The sequence below is a fragment of the Streptomyces sp. CB00455 genome (genome assembly GCF_001905445.1).
Lineage (GTDB): Bacteria > Actinomycetota > Actinomycetes > Streptomycetales > Streptomycetaceae > Streptomyces.
The window spans coordinates 42,614-63,798 of the sequence record NZ_LIVQ01000007.1 but is presented as its reverse complement, the minus strand read 5'-3'; the positions used below and the strand labels follow the sequence as shown (position 1 = coordinate 63,798).

General features: G+C 71.6%; 15 protein-coding genes and 1 pseudogene. 4 read left to right on the top strand and 12 right to left on the bottom strand.

The annotated features are described in order from the left end of the window. Positions 1-4: 4 nt before the first annotated feature. The 3 genes from AMK16_RS25525 to AMK16_RS25510 all read right to left on the bottom strand — a co-directional run bounded on the left by AMK16_RS25525 (position 5) and on the right by AMK16_RS25510 (position 3,614). Positions 5-1,000 (bottom strand): hypothetical protein, encoded by a 996-nt coding sequence (locus tag AMK16_RS25525; protein ID WP_073919698.1) that lies wholly within the window; start codon positions 998-1,000, stop codon positions 5-7. A gap of 118 nt (positions 1,001-1,118) precedes the next feature. Continuing rightward, complete coding sequence (locus tag AMK16_RS25520; protein ID WP_079191717.1) at positions 1,119-2,321, bottom strand: heparin lyase I family protein; 1,203 nt, start codon at positions 2,319-2,321, stop codon at positions 1,119-1,121. Positions 2,322-2,933: 612 nt separating this feature from the next. Then, positions 2,934-3,614 carry a hypothetical protein gene (locus tag AMK16_RS25510; RefSeq protein ID WP_143196866.1) on the bottom strand — a complete coding sequence of 227 codons (681 nt, stop codon included), beginning with the start codon at positions 3,612-3,614 and terminating at the stop codon, positions 2,934-2,936. 265 nt (positions 3,615-3,879) lie between these two features. On the opposite strand from AMK16_RS25510, the gene AMK16_RS25505 reads away from it, so the two are divergent. Then, positions 3,880-4,896, top strand: coding sequence for a LacI family DNA-binding transcriptional regulator (locus AMK16_RS25505; RefSeq protein WP_073919694.1), 1,017 nt, complete (start codon positions 3,880-3,882; stop codon positions 4,894-4,896). 43 nt (positions 4,897-4,939) lie between these two features. On the opposite strand, the gene AMK16_RS25500 is transcribed toward AMK16_RS25505, so the two are convergent. From AMK16_RS25500 to AMK16_RS25490, 3 genes are all read right to left on the bottom strand, one after another. Further along, positions 4,940-5,788, bottom strand: a complete 849-nt coding sequence (locus AMK16_RS25500; RefSeq protein ID WP_073919693.1) for a carbohydrate ABC transporter permease — start codon at positions 5,786-5,788, stop codon at positions 4,940-4,942. Beyond that, positions 5,785-6,798 (bottom strand): carbohydrate ABC transporter permease, encoded by a 1,014-nt coding sequence (locus tag AMK16_RS25495; RefSeq protein ID WP_073919692.1) that lies wholly within the window; start codon positions 6,796-6,798, stop codon positions 5,785-5,787. The genes AMK16_RS25500 and AMK16_RS25495 overlap by 4 nt, the downstream gene beginning before the upstream one ends. 127 nt (positions 6,799-6,925) lie before the next feature. Beyond that, positions 6,926-8,245, bottom strand: coding sequence for an ABC transporter substrate-binding protein (locus tag AMK16_RS25490; protein ID WP_073919691.1), 1,320 nt, complete (start codon positions 8,243-8,245; stop codon positions 6,926-6,928). A gap of 284 nt (positions 8,246-8,529) precedes the next feature. On the opposite strand from AMK16_RS25490, the gene AMK16_RS25485 reads away from it, so the two are divergent. After that, positions 8,530-10,992 carry a glycoside hydrolase family 2 protein gene (locus AMK16_RS25485; protein WP_073919690.1) on the top strand — a complete coding sequence of 821 codons (2,463 nt, stop codon included), beginning with the start codon at positions 8,530-8,532 and terminating at the stop codon, positions 10,990-10,992. Beyond that, positions 10,989-12,020 (top strand): LacI family DNA-binding transcriptional regulator, encoded by a 1,032-nt coding sequence (locus AMK16_RS25480; RefSeq protein WP_073919689.1) that lies wholly within the window; start codon positions 10,989-10,991, stop codon positions 12,018-12,020. Before AMK16_RS25485 ends, AMK16_RS25480 begins: the two co-directional genes overlap by 4 nt. Here the strand turns inward: AMK16_RS25480 and AMK16_RS25475 are convergent. The 4 genes and pseudogenes from AMK16_RS25475 to AMK16_RS25460 all read right to left on the bottom strand — a co-directional run. Then, complete coding sequence (locus tag AMK16_RS25475; RefSeq protein WP_073919688.1) at positions 11,980-12,990, bottom strand: acetylxylan esterase; 1,011 nt, start codon at positions 12,988-12,990, stop codon at positions 11,980-11,982. The two genes, AMK16_RS25480 and AMK16_RS25475, sit on opposite strands and share 41 nt — an antisense overlap. Positions 12,991-13,136: 146 nt before the next feature. Then, positions 13,137-14,768, bottom strand: coding sequence for a cellulase family glycosylhydrolase (locus AMK16_RS25470; protein WP_073919687.1), 1,632 nt, complete (start codon positions 14,766-14,768; stop codon positions 13,137-13,139). A 281-nt stretch (positions 14,769-15,049) separates the two neighbouring features. Then, on the bottom strand, positions 15,050-16,288 hold the full coding sequence (manA, locus tag AMK16_RS25465) for a mannose-6-phosphate isomerase, class I (RefSeq protein WP_073919686.1): 1,239 nt from the start codon (positions 16,286-16,288) through the stop codon (positions 15,050-15,052). A gap of 238 nt (positions 16,289-16,526) precedes the next feature. After that, positions 16,527-17,474: pseudogene (locus AMK16_RS25460) on the bottom strand (ROK family protein); the annotation flags it as partial. Between the two features lie 342 nt (positions 17,475-17,816). On the opposite strand from AMK16_RS25460, the gene AMK16_RS25455 reads away from it, so the two are divergent. Continuing rightward, entirely contained in the window at positions 17,817-19,160 is a 1,344-nt protein-coding gene (locus AMK16_RS25455) for a phytase (protein ID WP_443333605.1), read from the top strand. Positions 19,161-19,292: 132 nt separating this feature from the next. Here the strand turns inward: AMK16_RS25455 and AMK16_RS25450 are convergent, their stop codons facing one another. Continuing rightward, positions 19,293-20,255 carry a sensor histidine kinase gene (locus tag AMK16_RS25450; protein ID WP_073919685.1) on the bottom strand — a complete coding sequence of 321 codons (963 nt, stop codon included), beginning with the start codon at positions 20,253-20,255 and terminating at the stop codon, positions 19,293-19,295. Next, complete coding sequence (locus AMK16_RS25445; RefSeq protein WP_073919684.1) at positions 20,252-21,046, bottom strand: MEDS domain-containing protein; 795 nt, start codon at positions 21,044-21,046, stop codon at positions 20,252-20,254. Before AMK16_RS25445 ends, AMK16_RS25450 begins: the two co-directional genes overlap by 4 nt. Between the last annotated feature and the right edge of the window lie 139 nt (positions 21,047-21,185).

The window sequence follows — 21,185 nt, the reverse complement described above, 5'->3', positions numbered from 1 at the left end:
GGTGTCAGCGTCGCAGAGCCGTACGGAGGGTGAGGCCGTGGTGGCGCCGCAGCCGGTACAGCTCCCAACAGGACAGGGCCGTCACGGTGAGGGGGGCGCCGAGGATGAAGACCACGCGGGCACCCGCCGGGACCTGGCCGTAGGCGCCGGTGATCACGTCCAGGAGCGCCATCTCCCACACCAGGACGCCGGCGAGGATCGGCGGCAGCACTTCGTGGATGTCGGCGGTGCGGAAGACGTGCACGAGCGACAGTCCGATGCCGTAGAGGGCGAAGACGACCGCCCACAGGCACATCACGACGATGGCGATCTTTCCTGGCAGCCCCACGGCGTCCCGCACCCCCGCCAGCTCCGGCGCCATGGCGAGGGCGGCGGTGCCCATGGACACCATGATGGCCACCACCGAGCCGAGCGGGCGCAGGGCCCGGCGCAGGTACACCCTGCGCAGCCCGTCCCGGGCGGCTGCCACGAAGGCGCCGACCACCACGGGGAAGGTACAGACGAGCACCAGGACGCTGGACCAGCTCTGGTCGAGGCGTTCGTTCGCCACGCCCTGGACGTCGGCGGCGCTCGCGACGGCGTTGTAGGTGACCATCAGGCCCACCCAGGCGACGAGTCCGAGGCCGGTCCGCCACAACTGGAGCCTGCGGACCTCCCGGTCGTCGATGATCCCGGGGCGTGCGGGGCGGAAGGTCCGCCGGGCGGCGTACAGGGGGTTGTAGAGGCCGCGCAGGATCCTCCGGGCCCGCGACGGCTCCAGGTGCGGGGGCGGGAGCGGCGGGTAGGGCGCCGCGTAGGGGTATCCCGGCGGCGGACCGGGCTGAACGTACGGGTATCCAGGCGGCAGACCGGGCTGGGCGTACGGGGACCCCTGCGGGGGGACCGGCGGGGCGTAGGGGTGTGCCGGCGGCGGGTTCGCGGCGCCGCCGCCCGCCGGGTCACCGTACCCGCCACTGCCGAAACCACCGCCGCCGTACCCGCCGCCGCCGTAACCGCTCATGCCACGCACCCCCGATGTCCTGCCGGTCGAACCCAGGCATCCTAGTAGGGCTTCGTCCACCCGCCGCGGTGCCGGCGTTCGCCCTCGCCCGGGGCTCGTGGCAGTGGTTCGCCACCTTCTACAGACCCAGCGGACGGGCTTCCGTGATGCTCGCCCAGTCGTTCTCCGGGTTGGCCCAGAAGGAGATCTTCAGGTAGCGCGCGTCCGTGGATCCCTGGCCGAAGAGCACGGTCTCGGGCAGAAGGGTCGTGCCGGAGCTGCGGCCTTCCCAGACCTTGGTGTACGAGACTCCGTCCTGCGAGGCGTGGATCGTGTAGTCGTTCCACCGGACGTCGCCGCGGTGCCAGGCCGTGGAGGCGCCGCACAGCCGGCGGACCGCGCCGGTGTCGATGGTCAGCGCTGCCCCGAAGCCCTGGCCGGACCAGCGTGTCACCAGGTCGCCGTCGACCGCGTTGGCCGGCGGGTTGGCCGGCTCGTAGGTGGTGGCCGAGGCGCCCGCCACCGCGGCCGGCCGCGCGCAGGACCGCTGCGGGGTGACGTCCTGGTGGGCGGCGCGCTCGTCACCCAGACGCAGGGAGTCGAAGTACATGACGCGCTCGGTGGTGCCGGAGGGAGCACCGGTGTTCCAGTCCCACTTGTAGATCCCGAACTTGAAGTAGGGCGAGCGCGGTCCGCCTCCGTGCGTCGCGCCGGTGCGGTGCACGACCCGCTCGCCGTTCCTCCACACCTCCAGCAGGCCCGTGCTGTCCGTACGCCAGGTCACGTGGAAGACCCAGTCGGTCCACGCTCCCGTGGAGTACGGGCCCAAGTCGATGCTCTCGCCCCGGAAATCGATCTTCCACCGGCCTTCGTCGGTGAGGAGCGCCAAGGGGGGCGAGCCGCCGGGGCAGCCCGCATCGCACTGGTGCCACTGGCTGACGATCTCGGCCGAGCTGTCGGCCACCCAGGTCGACGGCAGGTTGATGCCGAAGCCGTACCAGCGTTCGGCGCCGGCTGGTTGCTCGTCGCGCTGGGACACTTCCGCGCGCTTGCTCGCCGAGACGACCGGGTCGGATTTGCGCAGCTCGAAGCGGGCGGCGTAGGAGCCGTCACGGGCGGGGGCCGTGACGTTGGTGGCGCCGTACGCTGTTCCCCACTGCTTGTTGAGACCGGCGGGCGCCGTGGCGGGGAGGGTGCGGTCTGCGGACTGCTCCCAGTCAAGGGTTCGCAGTACACCTGCGGGGTCGGCCTGCGCCGTCTGTACGGGCGCCAGCGCCAGGCCTGCGGCAGCCACGGCCGAGGCCAGGGCGCAGAGCCACACCCTGGCATGCGATCGGTTCATACTCGTGCTCCTCCGGGGACGCTACGCGGACTGTTCCGATGACGCTCTGCGGTGCTGGGCACGGACTCTTCTCCCTGCGCCGGAGCCGGGCAAGGGTCGGGGCCCCGGCGCGCGGTGGCACTCGGGAAGGCCGAATGCGCCACTGCCGGAGCGCAGACCTCCCCCGCCTGAGGCCAGCCGCCGAACGGGCCGGGTTCGAAGGCAGGCGCGCGCATCGGTGGGAAGCCACAGGGGCCTGCGGCCGTCTACTCGGACCGCGCCCTGCAGATACGGTTCCGCCTCGGCGGAAGCGACTCCAGCAGCGGTCCCGGTGTCCCGGCACGTGTCCTCACCGGGGCCCGGGACGCGAAGGACAGCGGCGACTCCTTCGACGTGACCGTCTGGCGCTGGACCCCGGACGGCCACGGCCGGACCGGGCCGGCGAGGTTCCCCGGGCCGAAGGCGACCGGATCCGGGACGGAGGAAGCGCCGGTGAACACGCTCGGCATCCGCCGCCGCATCCTGCTCGCCGTCGAAGACATCGAGGACGTCGTCGCCCGCCCGCGCGCCTTCGGCGCGGAACTCGTCGCCGGGCCGGCCCCGTTACCTGGACACCTTGACTCCGCCGTGACGTCAGGCCGCCACGCCGTCCCGGTGCGCCGGAAGCACCCCCTGCGCCGGCGGTGCGACCGGCGGCTCGAGCCTTGTGGAATAGGTCATCCGGCTGAGGGACAGTGAGCCCTTGCCGCCGAACTCACTGCGTTCCAGGATGTACGGCTTGCCCTTGGCCGATACGGATTCCGTGACGGTGCCGCCCCCGGGCCCGGGTGTCTTGAAGACCGCGACCGGCTGCGTGTCGATGTACGAAGCGGAATCCAGGACGGTGGCCGAACGGTCGAGACGGAACGGGGTCATCGGACGAGCCGCCTCGCACACGGCGGTGATCGGCTGCACCAAAGGGTCGGAGACGTCGAAGTCCGCCCAGCTGCCGCGCAACCTGTCCCGCTCCCCCTCCGCGAACAGGCTTTCCAGATAGCCGTCGTCGCCCTTGACGTACACGCGTGCCCCGACCACGAGCACCGTGGCCGTTCCCGCCCTGGGGAACGTGAGGTCCCCTTCACAGCTGCCGTGGTCGTCGACGAACAGTCCGCCCATGACGGAACGGCCGTCCTCAAGGGTCAGGTGCGCCGACACCGACGAGGAACGCACGCGCTCGGCGGCCTTGCGGGACTTGGCGAAGACGTCGGCGGCCGTCGGCGTGGAAGAGCCGCACGCCGTGAGGACGAGCATTGTGGTGCAGACGAGCACGGGCAAGGTGAAGCGGTCCGTACGGATGGTGTCCCCCGATACGCATGTTCGATTTCTGTCCGGAGGGTATACACACCGGATCCCCTCCGCCATCAAGTTCTCCCGGCATCCCGTGTGCCCTGTACCGCCTGGAGCGAAGGCCCCCTCCCGTCCGCTCCCCACGGCGCCGGTGAGGGTCACGCTCGCGGCGCTGTCGGCGGCTGCCGGGGTGGGGGCGTGATGCCGGTAGAGTCACCCACCTGTACCAGGGAACTTGCCGACTGGGGGACACGTGAAGCGGCCGACGATCGCGGACATCGCGCGGCGTGCCGGGCTGTCCAAGGTGGCCGTCTCCTACGCGCTGAACGACCGGCCCGGTGTGTCCGCCGCGACCCGCGCGTCCGTCAAGGCGATCGCGGAGGAGCTCGGCTGGCGCCCCAACAGCGCCGCCCGCGCGCTCAGCGGGGCCAATGCCCAGGCCGTGGGCCTCGTCGTGCGCAGGCCCGCGCGCACACTCGGCGTCGAGCCGTTCTTCATGGAGTTCATCAGCGGCATCGAGAGCGTCCTCTACGAGCGGTCGTACGCGTTGATGCTCCAGATGGTGGATACGCACGAGCAGGAACTCGAGGTCCACCGGCGCTGGTGGGGCGAGGGCCGGGTGGACGGGGTGCTCCTCGTGGACATGCACGCCGGCGACCCGCGCGTACCCGCGGTCGAGGCGCTCGGTCTGCCCGCCGTCGTGATCGGACCGCCCGAGACCTCCGGCAGCCTGCCCGCCGTGTGGTCCGACGACGGCGAGAGCGTCCGCGAGATCGTGCGGTACCTGGCCGCGCTCGGTCACCGGCGTATCGCCAGGATCGCGGGCCCCCCGGATCTCGCGCACACCGAGGTGCGGGACGGCGCCATGCGTAGCGCTTCGCAGGAGGCAGGTCTGGCCGAGCCCACCGTCGTCCACACCGACTACTCCGGCGACGAAGGCGCCCGCGCCGCCCGGCGTCTGCTGATCGCGTCCGAGCGTCCCACCGCGATGGTCTTCGACAACGACATCATGGCGGTGGCGGCGCTGTCGGTGGCCCAGGAGCTCGGTCTCGACGTGCCCGGCGACCTTTCGATCGTCGCGTGGGACGAGTCCCCGCTGACGCAGGTCGTCCGCCCCGCGCTCTCCGCGGTCGTGCGGGACATCCCCGCCTACGGGGCGCACGCGGCCGAGGCCCTGCTCGCACGCGTGGCAGGTGAGACCGTCCTCGATGTGCGGGAGGGGTACGCCCGGTTCGTGCCCCGGGGAAGCACCTGCCCGCCGCGCGCCTGACGGAGCCCTCCCCCGCCTGCGTGCCCGTCCCGCTTCGGCCGGGCTACTTCGTGGCGCCCTGCGCGAACCCGTTGTAGATCCATCGCTGGAGCAGCAGGAAGACGGCCAGGGTCGGAAGGATGACGAGGATCGCGCCGGCCGAGATCGCCTCCCAGTGCGCTCCGAACGGCCCCTTGAACCGGAACAGCGCGGTGGAGATCGTGCCGAGGTCCGCGGAGTGCATGTAGAGGAAGGGGATGTAGAAGTCGTTGTAGGTGGTGATCCCCTTGATGATGACGACGGTGGCGATCGCAGGTTTGAGCAGGGGAAAGATGATCTTCCGGTAGATCGTGAAGGTGTTGGCGCCGTCCAGACGGGCCGCCTCGTCCAGTGAGGTGGGGATGCCCCGGATGAACTGCAGGAAGATGTACACGGAGACGATGTCCGTGCCCATGTAGAGCAGGATCGGGGCCCAGCGGGTGTCCACCAGGCCGAAGCTGTTGATCACCTGGAAGGTCGCGACCTGGGTCGTCACCCCCGGAACGAGGGTCGCGACGAGGAACAGCCCCATCACGGACTTCCTCGCCCGGAAGTCGAAGCGGTCGATGGCGTAGGCCGTCATCGACCCGATGATGACGGTCCCGCCGATGGAGGAGAACAGGATGAAGGCGGTGTTGGCGAAGGCCGCGAGCATGTCGCCGTCGGTGAACGCGGTGACGTAGTTGTCCAGGTTCAGCCAGTTGCCCGGAAGCGAGAGCGCTCCGCCGTCCGCGACCTCCCCGGACGTCTTGAGGGAGGTGAGGAAGACGACGGCCAGGGGCAGCAGGACCACCACGGCCGCGGCGAGCAGCGACAGGTAGGCCAGCGCGGTCCCGAACGGGAGTCGGCGGCGGGTCTTCGTGGCCGGACTCATACGAGGTCCACCTTGTCGTCGGGCACGAGTCGGCGCTGGACCCACGTGCTCAGGAGGATGATCGCCAGCAGCACCACGGCCGCGGCCGAGGCCAGGCCGGTCTTGTTGAACTGGAAGGCGAGCTTGACCGTCTGGATGACGAACGTCGAAGTACCGCTCGCGCCGCCGGTCATGATGTACGGGATCTCGAACACGGAGAGGGAACCGGAGACCGCCAGGACGGTGCTGAGGCTGAGCACGGGCTTGATGCCCGGGGCGATGATGTGGCGGAACTGCTGCCACTTGCCGGCCCCGTCCAGCTGAGCCGCCTCGTAGAGCTCGCCCGGGATGGACTGGATGGCGCCGAGGAAAAGGACGAAGTTCAGCCCGGAGAAGCGCCAGACGGACACGCCGGCGAGGGAGAGGTTGGCCGACGTGGGATCTGCGAGCCAGGCGTGGTCGGTCGTGACGCCGAGCCAGGACAGCACGGAGTCGAGGGTGCCGCCGTCCTGGAAGAAGTAGAGGAAGACGAAGCCGATCGCCACACCGTTGACGAGGTAGGGGAAGAACAGGATCCCCTTGAAGACATTGCGGAACCTGAGGTCGAAGCTCAGGAGGGTCGCGAAGTAGAGCGCGACCACGATCTGGACGACGGACGCGGCCAGGTAGTAGCCGCTGACGAAGAAGACCCGGAACAGCTCGGGGCGGGTGAAGATCTGCACGTAGTTGTCGACGCCCGTGAAACGGCGGTCCGGGCTGACCCCGTCCCAGTCGGTGAAGCTGTAGAAGACCATGTTGGCTACGGGGACGTAGGTGAACGTGATCAGCAGGACGAGGGGCAGCGCCAGGAACAGCCACGGCGTCACCCGCCGGAGGGGGTCGTGGCGCCAGGGACGCCCCGGCGCGCCCGGGCCGCCACCGGGGGGTCGCGCCGGCGTGGGATCCGAACCGTGCGCCGTCCTGCGGGCTTTCGCACCCGGGTGCTTCGGGCGCGGGACGGTCCCGGAGCCGGTGTGGGTTGTCTCGGTCATGTCAGCCTTTCGTATCCGCGTCCGCGCTCGCTTCCGCGTCCGCATCCGCGTCCGCGCTCGCAGAAGGACAGGGGTCCCCGGACGGCCGGTGCCGGACGGCCGGGGCCCGGGCCCGGGACCGCCGGAGTCAGGAGCCGGCGGTCTTCGCCGCCTCGTCCCACCTCTTGTCGAGATCGGCGAAGAAGTCCTCCAGGCTTCCCTTCTGGACTCCGCGCGCCGTGTCGATCAACTTCTGCCGGTAGTCGGGCTTGTTCAGACCGATCTCGGCCGCGTTGTCGATCGCGTTGACCCTTCCGGTCTCCGCCTCGGAGCGCTCCACGAACATGACATCGTTGTCAACGAACTCCGCGAGGGTGCTCGGCATGGGTGCGGCCTTCACGGCCGATACCGCACCCTCGCGCTCCGAGTAGCCGGACTTCTCCGTGAACCAGTCGATCCAGGCCCGGGCCGCCGCCTTGTTCCGGGAGTGGGCGCTGACGGCCTGCTGGTAGTCCGAGACCAGCGTGGCGCAGAACTTTCCGTCCTTCTGGACGGGGAACGGCATGAAGCCTATGTCCGAGGCGGCGCCGCCGGCTTCCCCGGCCGCCGCGTGCATCTGCGTGAGTGACCAGGAGCCCAGCATCATCGTGCCGATCCCGCCCCGGGCGAGCAGCCCCTTGGAGGTTTCCCAGTTCGTGGTGGTGGGGTCCTTCTCCGACAGCCCCTGCTTGACCACGTCGTACAACAGCGCGTCGCTCGTATGGAGTTCGCTTCCCGCCGTCCAGGGGGAGACCGGACCGGCCAGCTTGTCGCCCGCCTTCGCGTCACAGGTCACCGACCCGATGTTCGACGTCCACTGGACCATCGGCCAGCCGTCCTTGAAGTTCGTGTAGTACGGGACGGCTTCCGTCTTGTCCTTGATCGCCGCCAGCGCGGCGGTGAACTCCTGGGGGGTCTTCGGCCACGCGCTGATCCCGGCCTTCTTCCACACCGCCTTGTTGTAGACGAAGCCGTTGGCCGTGCCGAACTGGGCGATGCCGTAGACCTTGCCCCCCACCTCGCTCTTGTCGCTGAACCGGTACTTCTCCGACAGCCGGTCGGCCGTCCCGAGCGGGGCGAAGAACTTCGGGTAGTCGTTCTTGGCGACGGCGCCGGGAATCATCAGGACGTCACCGTAGGCGGTGGTGTTCATGCGGATCTTCACCTCCCCCTCGTAGTCGGTGAGGCCCTCGAACGAGACCTGCACCTTGGGGTAGATCCTGTGGAAGGCCGCCGCGTACTGCTCCAGCGCCCCGTTGTGGACGAGGTCCGTGCGGTGGGTCAGAACCTTGATCTTGCCCGATACGGCGCTCGGGTCCGCGGGGGCCGCCGCCGTCTCGCCGGAGGCGCTGCCGCCTCCGGCGCATCCCGCCACGGTCAGTACCGCGACGGTGAGAAGCGTGCCCGTGAACGCCTTCGTCTTCCCCATGCGCCCAACTCCTTCTGGGTTACGGCTCAGGTCTGCGGGTGGGATGTCGGCACTATGCCAGGGACTTGGTGAACCGGTAAAGTGGAGGTTCCCGGCACGATGCATAATCGTTACCGCATCCGCCACCCGATCGCCCAACTCAGTGAGCGATTCCCTTTCTTCACATGGCGTCGGATGTCATCCGGTCGAGCTTTACCGGTTCATGGACAGTGCTCTCCGGCGCGGCTAAGTTGTCCCGCGTCGTTCACCCGCACCCCCGCCTTGGGCGATTGGAGCCGCACACCATGAAGGACGTCACCGAGCTGACCGAGGGCTGGCGCCTGCGCCACGGCGAGGCGCTGCTCCCGGCCCGCGTGCCCGGCTGTGTCCACGGCGACCTGCTCACCGCCGAGGTCATACCCGACCCGTTCCTCGGCCGGAACGAGACCGAGACCGCCTGGGTCGGCAGGCGGGCCTGGACCTACCTCACCGAACTGCCCCGGTTCGACGGCCCGCACGAACGGACCGACCTGGTCTTCGACGGCCTGGACACCGCCGCCGAGATCACCCTCGCCGGCCGGGTCCTCGGCACGACGCGCAACATGCACCGCGTCCACCGCTTCGACGTCACGGGGCTCACCGGCGCGCTCGAAGTCCGCTTCGGCTCCGCGTACGAGGAGGCGGACCGTGTCCGCGCCCTGACCGGTGCACGGCCCAACGTCTATCCCGGACCGTTCCAGTACATCCGCAAGATGGCCAGCAGTTTCGGGTGGGACTGGGGCCCCACCGTGGTCACTGCTGGCATGTGGCGCCCGGTCCGCCTGGAGCGCTGGTCGACCGCGCGGCTCGCCCGCGTCCGCCCCCTGGTCACCGTCGAGGGGACGACCGGTCACGTCGAACTGCGGGTGGTCGTCGACCGTACCGAGACGGGTGCGGACCGCCCCCTGGTCCTGCGCGCGAGCACGGCGGGCACGAGTGCCGAGGTCACCTTCGAAGGCGACGAGGCCGTACTGCGGTGGGACGTGCCGGACCCGGCCCTGTGGTGGCCCCGCGGCTACGGCGACCAGCCGCTGCACGACCTCGACCTGACTCTGCTGGACGGCGGCGGGCACGGAGAGGGAGCCGGGCACGCGGGCGGGCACGCGGACGGGCACGGGGGCATCCCGCTCGACATGTGGCATCGCCGGATCGGCTTCCGTACGGTCGAGCTGGACCGTTCCCCGGACGAGCACGGCACCGGCTGCACCTTCGTCGTCAACGGCGTACGGATCTTCGCGCGCGGGGTCAACTGGATCCCCGGCGACGTCCTGCCCGCCCGGATGACGCCCGAACGCTACCGGACCCGGCTGGCGCAGGCGGCCGATGCCAATGTCGACCTGCTCCGCGTGTGGGGCGGCGGCATCTACGAGGACGACGTCTTCTACGACATCTGCGACGAGCTCGGCCTGATGGTGTGGCAGGACTTCCTCTTCGCCTGCGCCGCCTACCCGGAGGAACAGCCGCTGCGCGGTGAGGTCGAGGCAGAGGCACGCGACAACGTCGTGCGTCTGATGCCTCACCCCAGCCTGGTCCTGTGGAACGGCAACAACGAGACCCTGTGGGGCTTCCGGGACTGGGACTGGGAGGGGCCGCTCGCCGGCGATTCCTGGGGGGAGGGGTACTACCTGGGGGTGCTGCCGCGGATCGTCGCCGAACTGGACCCCACCCGCCCGTACACGGCGGGCAGCCCCTGGTCGGGTTCCTGGGACCACCACCCCAACGACCCGCGCCACGGCACGCACCACTCGTGGGAGGTGTGGAACCGTCAGGACTACGCCGACTACCGGGCGAGCGTGCCGCGCTTCGTCGCCGAGTTCGGCTGGCAGGCCCCGCCCGCCCTCGCGACGCTGCGCCGCGCCCTGCCCGGCGAGGAACTCGCGCCGGACTCCCCCGGCATGCTGCACCACCAGAAGGCCGAGGACGGCAACGGCAAGCTGAACCGGGGCATCGCCCGCCACTTCCCGCTGCCCGAGGGCGACTTCGACCGGTGGCACTACCTCGCCCAAGTCGTCCAGGCGCGGGCCGTGGCGGCCGGGATCGAACACTGGCGGGCCAACTGGCCGGTGTGCGCCGGCACGGTGGTGTGGCAGCTCAACGACTGCTGGCCGGTCAGTTCCTGGGCCGCGATCGACGGCGACGGCCGCCCCAAGCCGCTCTACCACGAGCTGCGGCGGGTGTACGCCGACCGGCTGCTGAGCCTGGTGCCCGGCGCGGACGGGCCGCTGCTCGCGGTCGACAACCAGTCCGGCACGACCTGGCGCACGGAAGTCACCCTGCGCCGGATCGCTGCGGACGGCCGTGTCCTGCGCGGAGCCGTCGTCGAGGTCGAGGCCGCAGCGCGGTCCGTCGTCAGGCCCGCGCTGCCGGCCGGCCTGGTGCCCGCGCCGGGATCGGTCAAGGAGTTCCTCGTCGCCGACGCCGACGGGCTGCGCGCGGTCCACTTCCCGGTGACCGACGCGGAATTCGCCTACCCGTCGGCCGACTACGACGTCCGTCTGGCGACCTGCGCCGACAGCGGCGCCGTGCAGGTGGTGGTCACGGCCCGGAGCCTGGTGCGCGACCTCCTCCTGCAACCCGACCGGCTGGATCCCGAGGCGCACGCGGACCGCGGTCTGCTGACCCTGCTCCCCGGCGAGGAGGCGCGGATCCGGGTGACGGGCTGGGCGGGCTGGGCGGACGCGGGTGTGTCCGCCGTGCGGGACGCGCTGTTCAGCGTGGCACCGGCGTGAGCACCCCCGCTGCCCGCGTCACCATCAACGACGTCGCCGCGCGGGCCGGAGTCTCCAAAGGCGCCGTCTCGATGGCCTTCAACGACCGGCCGGGGGTCTCGCAGAGGACCCGCGAGCGGATCTTCGAGGTCGCCCGTGAGCTGGGCTGGAGTCCGCACCAGACCGCGCGGAGCCTGTCCAGCCGCCGGGTCGCCATCGTGGGCCTGGCGATCTGCCGTCCGGCGCGGATGCTCGGCCTCGAACCCTTCTACATGGAGTTCATCTCGGGCATCGAGAGCGTCCTGGCACAGCGGTCGTGCTCCTTGTTGCTGCGTCTGGTGCGGGACCTCGACGAGGAGATCTCGCTCTACGAGGGGTGGTGGCGCGGCACCGTGATCGGCGGCGCCATCCTCGTCGACTTCCACGAGGACGACCCCCGCGTCCCGGCGCTCCGCGCCATCGGGCTGCCGGCGGTCGCGGTGGGGCACCCGTCGCTGACCGGCGGCTTCCCCTCGGTGTGGACGGACGACGGCACGGCGGCAGCCGACGCCGTGCGCTACTTGGCAGCGCTCGGCCACCGGCGCATCGCGCGGGTGGGCGGCCCCGCCGGCCTCGGGCACAGCGGCATCCGGGCCGCGGCCTTCGAGGCCACCATGGCCGAACTCGGTCTCAGCGGCCACCGCCAGGTCTCGACCGGGTTCGCCGGCGAGGAGGGGGCCCGGGCGACACGCGGCCTGCTGATGGCTCCTGACCGGCCGACCGCGATCGTGTACGACAACGACATCATGGCGGTCGCGGGCGCCGCTGTGGCGCAGGAGATGGGCCTCGGGGTGCCGCACGACGTGTCGCTCCTCGCGTGGGACGACTCCCAGCTGTGCCGGCTCACCCACCCGCCCCTTTCGGCCATGAGCCACGACGTGCACCGGTTCGGTGAGCAGGTCGCGCGCGCCTTGTTCGGGGTGATCGCGGGGACGCACAGCGGGGCACTGCAGGTGCCGACGCCCTCCCTCACCATCCGGGGGTCCACGGGACCTCCGGGGCGCGGGTAGCGGGCGCGAGAGCCCGGGCACGGAGCCAGTGCAGGTGCTCGACGCCCGTCGCCCCCTGCCCTCCGGCGTGGTCGGCGAAGGGCCACTCCGTGACGGCCTTGTCCCCCGCGTAACGGTGGTAGGCGGCGTAGACGGTGGAGGGCGGGCAGACCGGGTCCATCAGGCCCAGGCTGAAGAGCGCGGGGGCGGTGGCCCGGCGGGCGAAGTGCACGCCGTCGAAGTAGCCGAGCGTGGCGAAGACCCGGTCGGGATCACGGCGCGCGTGGTGGCGCACGTGGTCGGTCAGCTCCGTGTACGGCCCCTCGGTCGCGGTCTCGGCCCCGCGCCGGATGTGGCAGAGGAAGGGGACGTCGGGCAGGGCCGCCGCGACGGCCCTGCCCGCCAGGCCGGCGACGGCGAGGACGAGTCCGCCGCCCTGGCTCGCGCCCTGGACGACGATCCGGTCGGCGTCGACGTGCGGCAGGGATGCGGCCGTGTCCACCGAGCGGACGCAGTCGGTGATCAGCCGACGGTAGTAGTGGTGGTGCGGATCCTCGATGCCGCGGGTCATGAAGCCGTGGACCCACTGGGTGCCGGTGCCTTCGTGCGGGTCGGGGGTGTCGTGGCCCTGGCCCCGGTTGTCGACGACGAGGTGGGCGTATCCGGCGGAGGCGTACAGCAGGTGGTCGGTGGGCAGTCCCCGTCCGCCGCTGTAGCCGATGAACGTGATCACCGTCGGCAGGGGCCCCTCGGCCGCGGTGGGCACCAGGAACCAGGCGGCGACGGGCTGGCCCCGCCAGCCGGGAAACCGGACGTCGTACACGTCCACGCTGGTCAGTGGCCAGTCCGCGGCGGGGCGCAGGCGCACCTCCCCGCCGGCGTCGCGGGAGAGACGCAGGCTCTGCGCCCAGAAGGCGTCGAAGTCCGCCGGCTCCTCGGGGAGGGGGGTGCGGGCGGCCGGATGGCCGGCGGGCAGATCGGTGTACGGCATGGTCGGCTCTCTCGTGCGGGTGCGGAGGGGGGCGCGGGCGATGCACGGCGCGTGGCGTGTCATGCGGGGCGTGCGGCGCATGGCGTACGGCCGGCCGCGCCGGATCGGATGCGGGGCGCGGCCGGACGGGGGTGGGCGCGGCTCGTTCAGCCCTTGGTGCAGGGCGTGCCGTTGAGGCTGAAGGTGGCGGGGACCCCGTTGGCGCCGGTGGACGAAGCGCCGATGCCGAAGTCCACGGCGCCGCCTGCGGGAATGGTCTCGGTCCAGGGCTCGTGAGTGACACGTACCCGGTCGTCCTGCTGGAGGACCTTGGCGTTCCACGCGGAGGTGACCCTTTGGCCGCCGGGGAAGGAGAAGTCGAGCTGCCAGCCCTTCACGTCCTGGCCGGCGGTGTTGCGGATGGTCACGTAGGCGTTGAAGCCGCTCCCCCAGTCCTGAAGCCGGTAGTCGACGGTGCAGCTGCCGGTGGCGGGCCCGGCGGGGGTGGTGACGGTGACGGCCGCCGAGCGCGGGGAGCGGTTCCCGGCGGCGTCGCGGGCGTAGACGGCGAAGCCGTAGGACGTGCCCGGAGCGAGCCCGGTGAGAACGGCGGTCGTGGTGGGGGTGGTGGCGAGCGGCGCCTCCTGGGCGCCACTGACCCGGACGACGTCGTAGCCGGTGACTCCGGTGTCGTCCGTGGCGGCGGGCCAGCTCAGCCGGGCCCCGGTGGAGGTCACGGCGGATGCGGTGGGCGCGCCCGGGGCGGAGGGCGCGTGGGTGTCGCCTCCGCCGGTACCGCCGTAGACGCTTGCCTCGCGGGAGGTCTGCCGGATGCCGTCGGCGCCGTTGAAGAGGCGCTGACCCCAAGGGGTGAGCCGGCCCGCGTCGAAGCCGCCGGCCAGGTCCAGGTATTCGACGCCGCCGCCGTTTCCGCTCCAGGACCAGCCCAGGTAGCCGAGGTGCAGCTGCTGGGCGGTCTCCATGATGGCGTCCTCGTCGGGGTTGCCGTCCGAGTGGTCGTTGCCGAACTCGCCGACCACGACCGGCAGTCCGCGGGCCACGAAGCTGTTCAGGTAGGACCGCACCCCGGTCGCCGTGTCGTAGACGCCGTACATGTGGATGGAGAACACGGTGTTGCGCCGGGGGTCGACCGCGAGGACGGCCGGCGCGTTGTCCCGCATGGTGTTCGACCAGTCCTGACCCCAGTTGGGGGCGTCGACCATGAGCGTGTGCTCGAAGCCGGCTGCGCGCAGTCGCGTGAGCGCGTCCTTGGTGTCCTGCGTCCAGGCGGTGTAGCCGGAGTTGCCGTACGGCTCGTTGCCGAGGTTGATGACGATGTAATTTTCCTGCCCCTTGACGGCGTCGGCGACCTCCAGCCAGTAGGCGACCGCTTCGGAGAGGGAGACGGCGCCGCTCTGCTCGCCGTAGCCGGTGGTGTCGTGGGCCTCCAGGACGCAGACGAGTCTGTTCGCCTTGCACTGCGCGACGATGTCCGCGACGTCGGCGGCGCTGTTCTTCGTCCAGCGGTGGCCCGTGCTGAGCACGACCCGCGCGGAATTCGCGCCGAGCGCCTTGGTGTCGGCGAGCGCCTTCGCGGTCCTGGACGGGTACCAGGTGTGTGCGTGGTTCACGCCGCGGAAGACGAAGTCCTGGCCGTTGGCGTCCTGGAGCCGGCCGTCGACCACGTGGAAGCCTGGGGCGGCTTCCCGGTCGGCTGCGTCGGCGGCGACGGGTCCGGTCGCCATCGTCGCGGCGGCGATCGCCAGCAGCGTCCCCGCCGCGGTGGCTGTTCTCCTCATGTGGTGCTCCCAACTCGCTCGTGCCTGCGCCACGGCCGCCGGCGCGCCGGCCTACGGCTCTCGGCAGGAAATCGGATGGTGCCGCAAGTGCCCGATACATTTCCGTTTCCCCAGCGAATCGGGCAGGGGAATACCGATCCGTTTTAGCCCTACCGATGCCTCGGGATTCATACGGATTCCTATGCGCGCACCGGTAGGGCGACAGGAAGCGGTCGGGCACTGGATACGACGCTAAGGGGGTGAGGAAGCCCGGACAATAGTCCGTACGGAACCGATTAAGTTCAGTGGGCGGTTCTGCTTCCCCGGCTCCCCCGGCGCGCTGCCGGGCCGTCGCCGGACGCGATGGTGGCCCGGAAGGCCGTTCCGTCACCCGTTACCGCCACCCGTTCGCGGGCGGGGACGTAGACGGAGCGGCCGGGCCCGATCCGCAGGGAGGCGCCGTCGCCGTGCAGGCGGATCTCCCCCTCGGTGCACAGGATGATCTGCGGGGCGCCGGCTCCCAGCGTCCTTGGGACCTCACCGGCGCGCGAGTGCAGCTTCGAGAGGCGGAAGTCGGCGACGGGTGCGGGGTAGAGCAGTTCGCCCCGGTCCTCGCCCGGGCGGGGGGTCAGGACGGGAGTCGCCGACGAGGTGAAGCGGACCACCTTCAGCAGCTCGGGGAGGTCGACGTGCTTGTCCGTCAGTCCGCACCGCAGGACGTTGTCGGAGCACGCCATGACCTCCACGCCGAGCCCGGAGAGGTAGGCGTGCGGGATCCCGGCGCCGAGGAAGAGCGCTTCACCGGGTGCGAGCCGGACGTGTCGCAGCATCAGCGCGGGCAGGAGTCCCCGATCGCCCGGGTGCGCCGTGGCGATCGCTTCGTATGCGGCGAAGTCCGCACGGTGCGGGCCCTCGCGCCGCGCCTGGCGACGGACGGCGGCGCCGACGGCGCCGAGCAGGCCGGGCGGTGGGGACAGGAGCGCGGTGAAGACGTCCCTGAGGCCCCCTCCGTCGGCACGGGTGCGCAGGACACCGGCCAAGGGGTCCAGGCCGGGCACGGCCAGGGCCTCCAGGAGCTCGGCACACCGGTCGGGCGGCCGGAATCCGCACAGGCCGTGGAAGCCGGTGAGGGCGACGATCATCTCGGGCTTGTGGTGGCTGTCCCGGTAGCTGCGGTGCCGGGCGTCCAGGGGGATGCCCAGGGCGTTCTCCCTCGCGTAGCCCGCCGCGGCCTGGAACCGGTCGGGGTGTACCTGGACGGAGAGGGGGGCGTCGGCCGCGAGCAGCTTCAGCAGGAAGGGCAGGCGGGGGCCGAAATGGCGGACGGCGGACGGCCCGAGTTCGGCGGTCGGGTCGGCGGCTATGACCGCGTCGAGCGGCACAGGGCCGCCGCCGCGGTCGACGTGTGACGGCGCGGCCGGGTGGGCCCCCATCCACAGCTCGGCCTGGGGGCGGCCGGTGGGTGGTGTGCCCAGCAGTCGGGGCAGCGCGGTGACGGAGCCCCACGCGTAGGGCTGGACGGTGTTGAGGAGAAGATCCACGACTTCGGTTCCGGTTCGTCGGAGCTCAGGGGCGGGAGGCGAAGGGCCCGGTCGCACCGTGGCCGGCCGGGGGACCGGCCGGTGCCGGTGCGGCTGTCGCTCCGCCGCCGCGGGACGAGCCGCCGCCTCCGGACGAGCCGCCCCCTCCGGACGAGCCGCCCCCTCCGGACGATCCGCCCCCTCCGGACGATCCGCCGCCTCCGTACGATCCGGCCCCGTCGGCCGATCCGGGCCCTCCAGCCACTGCGGATGCCCCGGCTGCCCCAGCGGCCCCGGCCGCCGCGGCGCCGATCAGCCCGGCGTCCAGGGCGAGCGCTGCGGGCACGACGCGTACCTCTCGGGTGAAGTCCAGGACGGCATAGGCGGCCAGATGGTGCCGGAGCGGATCGAAGAGCACCTCCCCCGCCTGGGCGACGCCTCCGCCGATGACGACGAGGTCGAGTTCGACGAGGGCGGTCGTCGCCGCGATGGCCGCGGCCAGGGCGCGCCCGGCCCGGTCGAAGGCGGCGAGGGCGATCAGGTCGCCGCGGCGGGCCGCGGCCTCCACGCCGACGGTGCTCGGAGCCTGACCGGGCGGCGGGGCCCAGCCGGACTCCAGGGCGAATGCGGTGATGGCGGTTCCGCTGGCGAAGCGCTCCACGCACCCGCGCGCTCCGCACGGACAGAGGGGACCGTTCTGGTCCACGGTGATGTGACCGATGTGGCCGGCGTTCCCCGACTTTCCGGTGTGCAGGGCGCCGCCGAGGACGAGGCCGCCGCCGACTCCCGTCGAGACCACCATGCACAGCGCGTTGGCCACCCCCTTGGCCGCACCCAGCCAGTGCTCGGCCGCTGTCATCGCGACCGCGTCACCGACCAGGACGGGCCGCATGCCGGGCGGCATCCCGGGGTGGGCGCGGACCCGGTCGACGAGCGGAAAGGCGCGCCAGGCCGGGATGTTGACGGGGCTCACCGTGCCGGCGCGCGTGTCGACGGGGCCGGCGCTGCCGATTCCGAGGCAGGAGAGCGAGGTCCACGCGGGATGGGCCGACAACTCGTCCAGGACGGCGCTCACCGCGGACATGAGTTCCTGCGCCGTCCCTCCGGCCGGGGTGGCCCGCTGCGTCCGGGCCACCAGCCGCCCGCCGGCGTCGACGAGAGCGCCGGCGATCTTCGTGCCGCCGATGTCGAGTGCTCCGTACACCATCCTTGTCCGCCTCTCCTCGAACTGGCATTGGGTTCAGGACACTGTGCCGCCCCTTGACAACGTTGTCCAGTAAACCGGTTAAGTTAAGCATTGGTTCAGTAAAGTCTGGTGACGTGCGGCAAGAACGGCCCGTTCGCGTCCATGGATTGCCCGGCACGTCCCGCGCAATGGGTGCGGCTCGTCATGGCGTTCGTCCCGGCGCCCGGGTTCATGCGCCGGACACGTTCCCGCCATTTCCCCTTGGCCGTTGGTACCAGCGGGTAGCCGACGTTTGATCTCGCCTTCCGAACCCACCCGGCCGGTGCTCTCCCCCTGCACCGCCTCGACATCCCAGGAGCCCTCGTGCGCCCCCTTTCCCACCGCGGTCCGGCCGTGGCAGCCGCCCTTGCCGTGATCCTCGGGACGACAACCCTGCCCGCGTACGCCTCGGGCGACCCGCGGCCCCGGACGGGCCCGCTGCCCACGGTCACCGCCACGACCGAGACGCCCTCGCTCTTCGACGACAAGGCGGGCGGCAACGCCAACGCCGACGACCCGGCCATCTGGCGCAACGACCGCGACCCCGACGCCAGCCTGGTCATCGCCACCGCGAAGCAGGGCGGCCTGCGCGTGTACGACCTGGACGGACACGAGGTGCAGGCGCTGCCGGCGCCCGCGGCGCCCCGCGCCGGCGGCAAGCCGGGACGCTTCAACAACGTCGACCTGGTCACCGGACTGCGCTTCCCCGACGGCCGCCGCTACGACGTCGCCGTCGCCTCGGACCGCGGCCGCGACCAGCTGCGCATCTACCGGATCGACCCGGCCCGCCCCTCCGCACCCTTGGTCGACGTCACGGACGAATCGGCCGCGCCGCTGGTCTTCTCGGCCGACCAGGCGGAGGTCGACGACCAGCACACCGCCTACGGGCTGGCCACCTGGACCGACCCGAAGACCGGCCGCGCGTACGCCGTCGCGAGCCGCCGGCACACCACCACGCTCGCGCTGACCGAGCTGACCCCCTCGGCGTCCGGCAAGGTCGGCTACCGCCTCGTCCGCACCGCCTCCCTGCCTTCCCGGTTCACCCTGCCGAACGGCAGCACGTGGACTCCGTGCGCCGCGCCCGGTGAACTGCCGCAGGTCGAGGGCATGGTGATCGACCCGGACAGCGGTGACCTGTACGCCGGTCAGGAGGACGTGGGGATCTGGAAGCTCGACGCCGACCTGCGCGACGGCGCCGAGCTGATCGAAAAGGTGCGCTCCTACGGAGTTCCCGGCACCTACGACGCGCAGAGCGACGCGTGCACGGCCGGCGCGGACCCCGGTTACGGCGGCCGGCACATCGCCGCCGATGTGGAGGGTCTGACGATCTGGCGCGACCCCGAGGACACCGAGGACGACGGCTATCTGATCGCCTCCAGCCAGGGCGACAACACCTTCGCCGTCTTCGACCGTGACGACGACAACGACTTCGTCCGGAGTCTGCGCATCGGTAACGGCGCCGCGGCGGGCGCGCCGGACGGGTCCGAACAGTGTGACGGCGCGGCGGTGACCAGCGCGCCGCTGGGCAAGCGTTTCCCGAAGGGGCTCCTGGTCGTGCAGGACGGCGCGAACACGCCCGGCAGCACGGACACGGACGGGGAGGCCCGCACCGACACGAACTTCAAGTTCGTGGACTGGCGCAAGGTCGCGCACGCCGCCGGCCTCTGATCCACGAACGGGCCGCGGCCGCCGGCCGGTGCGGGCACGCCGGGAGCGTGCCCGCACCGGCGCGCGCGCCGGCACGGGACGGCTCCACCGCGGGACGGACCCACCGAGGGACCGACCCACCGCGGGACGGCGCTACTGCGGAACGTCCGTGTGGAGGCGGATGGTGGTGCCCCGGTCGCGGGTGGAGCGGATCTCGACGAGGTCACACAGCTGGTGCGCGAGCCACAGGCCTCGGCCGCCGAGCTGGCCGACGGTCGGGCGGGTACGGCCCGCCATCACGTCCCGGATGTAGCCGGCGTCACGGAACTCGCAGAGGAACGTCGAGTCCTGCGCCCAGGTGCGCAGGGTCCCCCCGCCCCCGCCGTGGCGGATGCTGTTCGTCGCGATCTCCGTGACGGCCACGGCCAGCCTGGGCAGGCGATCTTGCGCGACGCCCGCGTCGGAGGCGCACTGGGCGACCTTCGAGCGGACCGCGCCGAGGTCACCGTGCGTGTAGCTCAGCTCCTGGTACGGATCGCAAGGGCCGGCCAGGGCCTCGAAGGGGTACTCCTGCGCGGTGAGGTAGTCGGCGTTGCGCTCGTACTGGCCGTCCTGGCGGATCAGCGGGTGGCAGCGGGAGAGGGACTGCAGGGCGTCCTTGTCCTCATCTGCCGCGTCGTAGGGGCACAGCATCGACCAGGCCGGGCTCTGCGCGAAGGCCCGGTTCAAGAGCCACTCGTGGTAGCGCAGTTCGGTCAGGTGCGCCGCGCTGCGGGTCCGGCGCCAGTCGGTCTCGCCGATGCCGCGTACCGGCCTGCCTCCTTCTCCCCTCTCGGCCAGCCAGGCCGCCCAGGCGGCGACGAGCCGGCCGGGGTTGGGTCCGGCCGTCGTCGTGTCGACGAAGGTGACGGCCGACTTGTCGGTCAGCTCGTCCCGCAGGAGGGACGCCTTGTCGGAAGGGACGGCGACGACCACCGCCTCATCGGCTTCCAGTGCGTCGTGGATGAAGCCCAGCGTGCCGTTGAGGAACTGCTCGTCCCCGCGGTAGGGGTAGAGCTCGTGGCGGAACGCCGTTCCGTCCCGGCCGCACGTCTTCGGGGGCAGGGGCGCGCTCATGCGGCCATCACCACCGGCACACCGGCGGTCTCGTAGCCCGCGAGTTCCCAGCACAGGCGTACGGTCTCGCTGGCGCCTTCCACCACGATCCGGCGATCCGGCAGGTGGCGGGCAGCGTCGACGAGCGCGTGCATGCCCGCGGCGTCGATCATGTCGAGGGTGTCGAAGCGCAGCTTCACCTCGGGCGTGCGTCGTATCGCCGCGCGCAGCGCGCCGTTGAAGGCGGGCGCGCACTCCGAGTCGATCACTCCGTCCACGCTCCAGCTGTCGGCGCCCGTACTGAACATCCGAAAGGCCGGACGCTCAGCACGTGTGCCCATCTCGTGCGGATGCACACATGCCACGTCGTCCAGCGTAGTCGCCGGCCAGCGCGCCGGTTCGAAGGCGCACACCACGATGGCGCCGGTCTCCGAGGCGAACTCGTCGAGCTTCAGCTCCTGGGCCAGCAGCTCCTCGGCGCCGCCGGGTGCCGTCGCGGGCGTCCGTTCGGCGAGGACACGGACGGACCGGTAGCCCTCGCGGACCGCGGTACGGGCCTCTCGTCGTACGGCGGCCAGGACGGAATCGGTGTCGGTGGCGGCCGGGAAGTCGAGGATCACCGAAGCCGGCGGCACCGCGTGACGCGGGGCGGGCGTGGAGCCGACGACCACGATCTTGTCCCCGTACAGGGCGCCGTCGGCCACATAGCCGCGCGCGTCTCCGGCGAACGCCGAAGCCGGGTTCATGCGCCAGCAGACGTGGTCACCGAGCTCGACCTCGTCCAGCGTCGCCAACGTCCGTGCCGCTCGCACCTGGCCCCCTTCCGGCTTTCCATCTCGTCCTGCGGATACTGCAGCGTACTGACCCGGGCCGGACCGTCGTGCGCCGAACCGGCGACCGGTCCGGACACGCCGGGAAGCGGGCCGGGTGAACACGCTCTGCGCCTGCCCC

Coding starts and splice junctions, on each gene's coding strand:
- AMK16_RS25450 (WP_073919685.1), bottom strand. CDS start 20,255: ATGAGCGCGCCCCTGCCCCCGAAGACGTGCGGCCGGGACGGAACGGCG.
- AMK16_RS25475 (WP_073919688.1), bottom strand. CDS start 12,990: ATGCCGTACACCGATCTGCCCGCCGGCCATCCGGCCGCCCGCACCCCC.
- AMK16_RS25490 (WP_073919691.1), bottom strand. CDS start 8,245: ATGGGGAAGACGAAGGCGTTCACGGGCACGCTTCTCACCGTCGCGGTA.
- AMK16_RS25495 (WP_073919692.1), bottom strand. CDS start 6,798: ATGACCGAGACAACCCACACCGGCTCCGGGACCGTCCCGCGCCCGAAG.
- AMK16_RS25485 (WP_073919690.1), top strand. CDS start 8,530: ATGAAGGACGTCACCGAGCTGACCGAGGGCTGGCGCCTGCGCCACGGC.
- AMK16_RS25470 (WP_073919687.1), bottom strand. CDS start 14,768: ATGAGGAGAACAGCCACCGCGGCGGGGACGCTGCTGGCGATCGCCGCC.
- AMK16_RS25500 (WP_073919693.1), bottom strand. CDS start 5,788: ATGAGTCCGGCCACGAAGACCCGCCGCCGACTCCCGTTCGGGACCGCG.
- AMK16_RS25520 (WP_079191717.1), bottom strand. CDS start 2,321: ATGAACCGATCGCATGCCAGGGTGTGGCTCTGCGCCCTGGCCTCGGCC.
- AMK16_RS25525 (WP_073919698.1), bottom strand. CDS start 1,000: ATGAGCGGTTACGGCGGCGGCGGGTACGGCGGCGGTGGTTTCGGCAGT.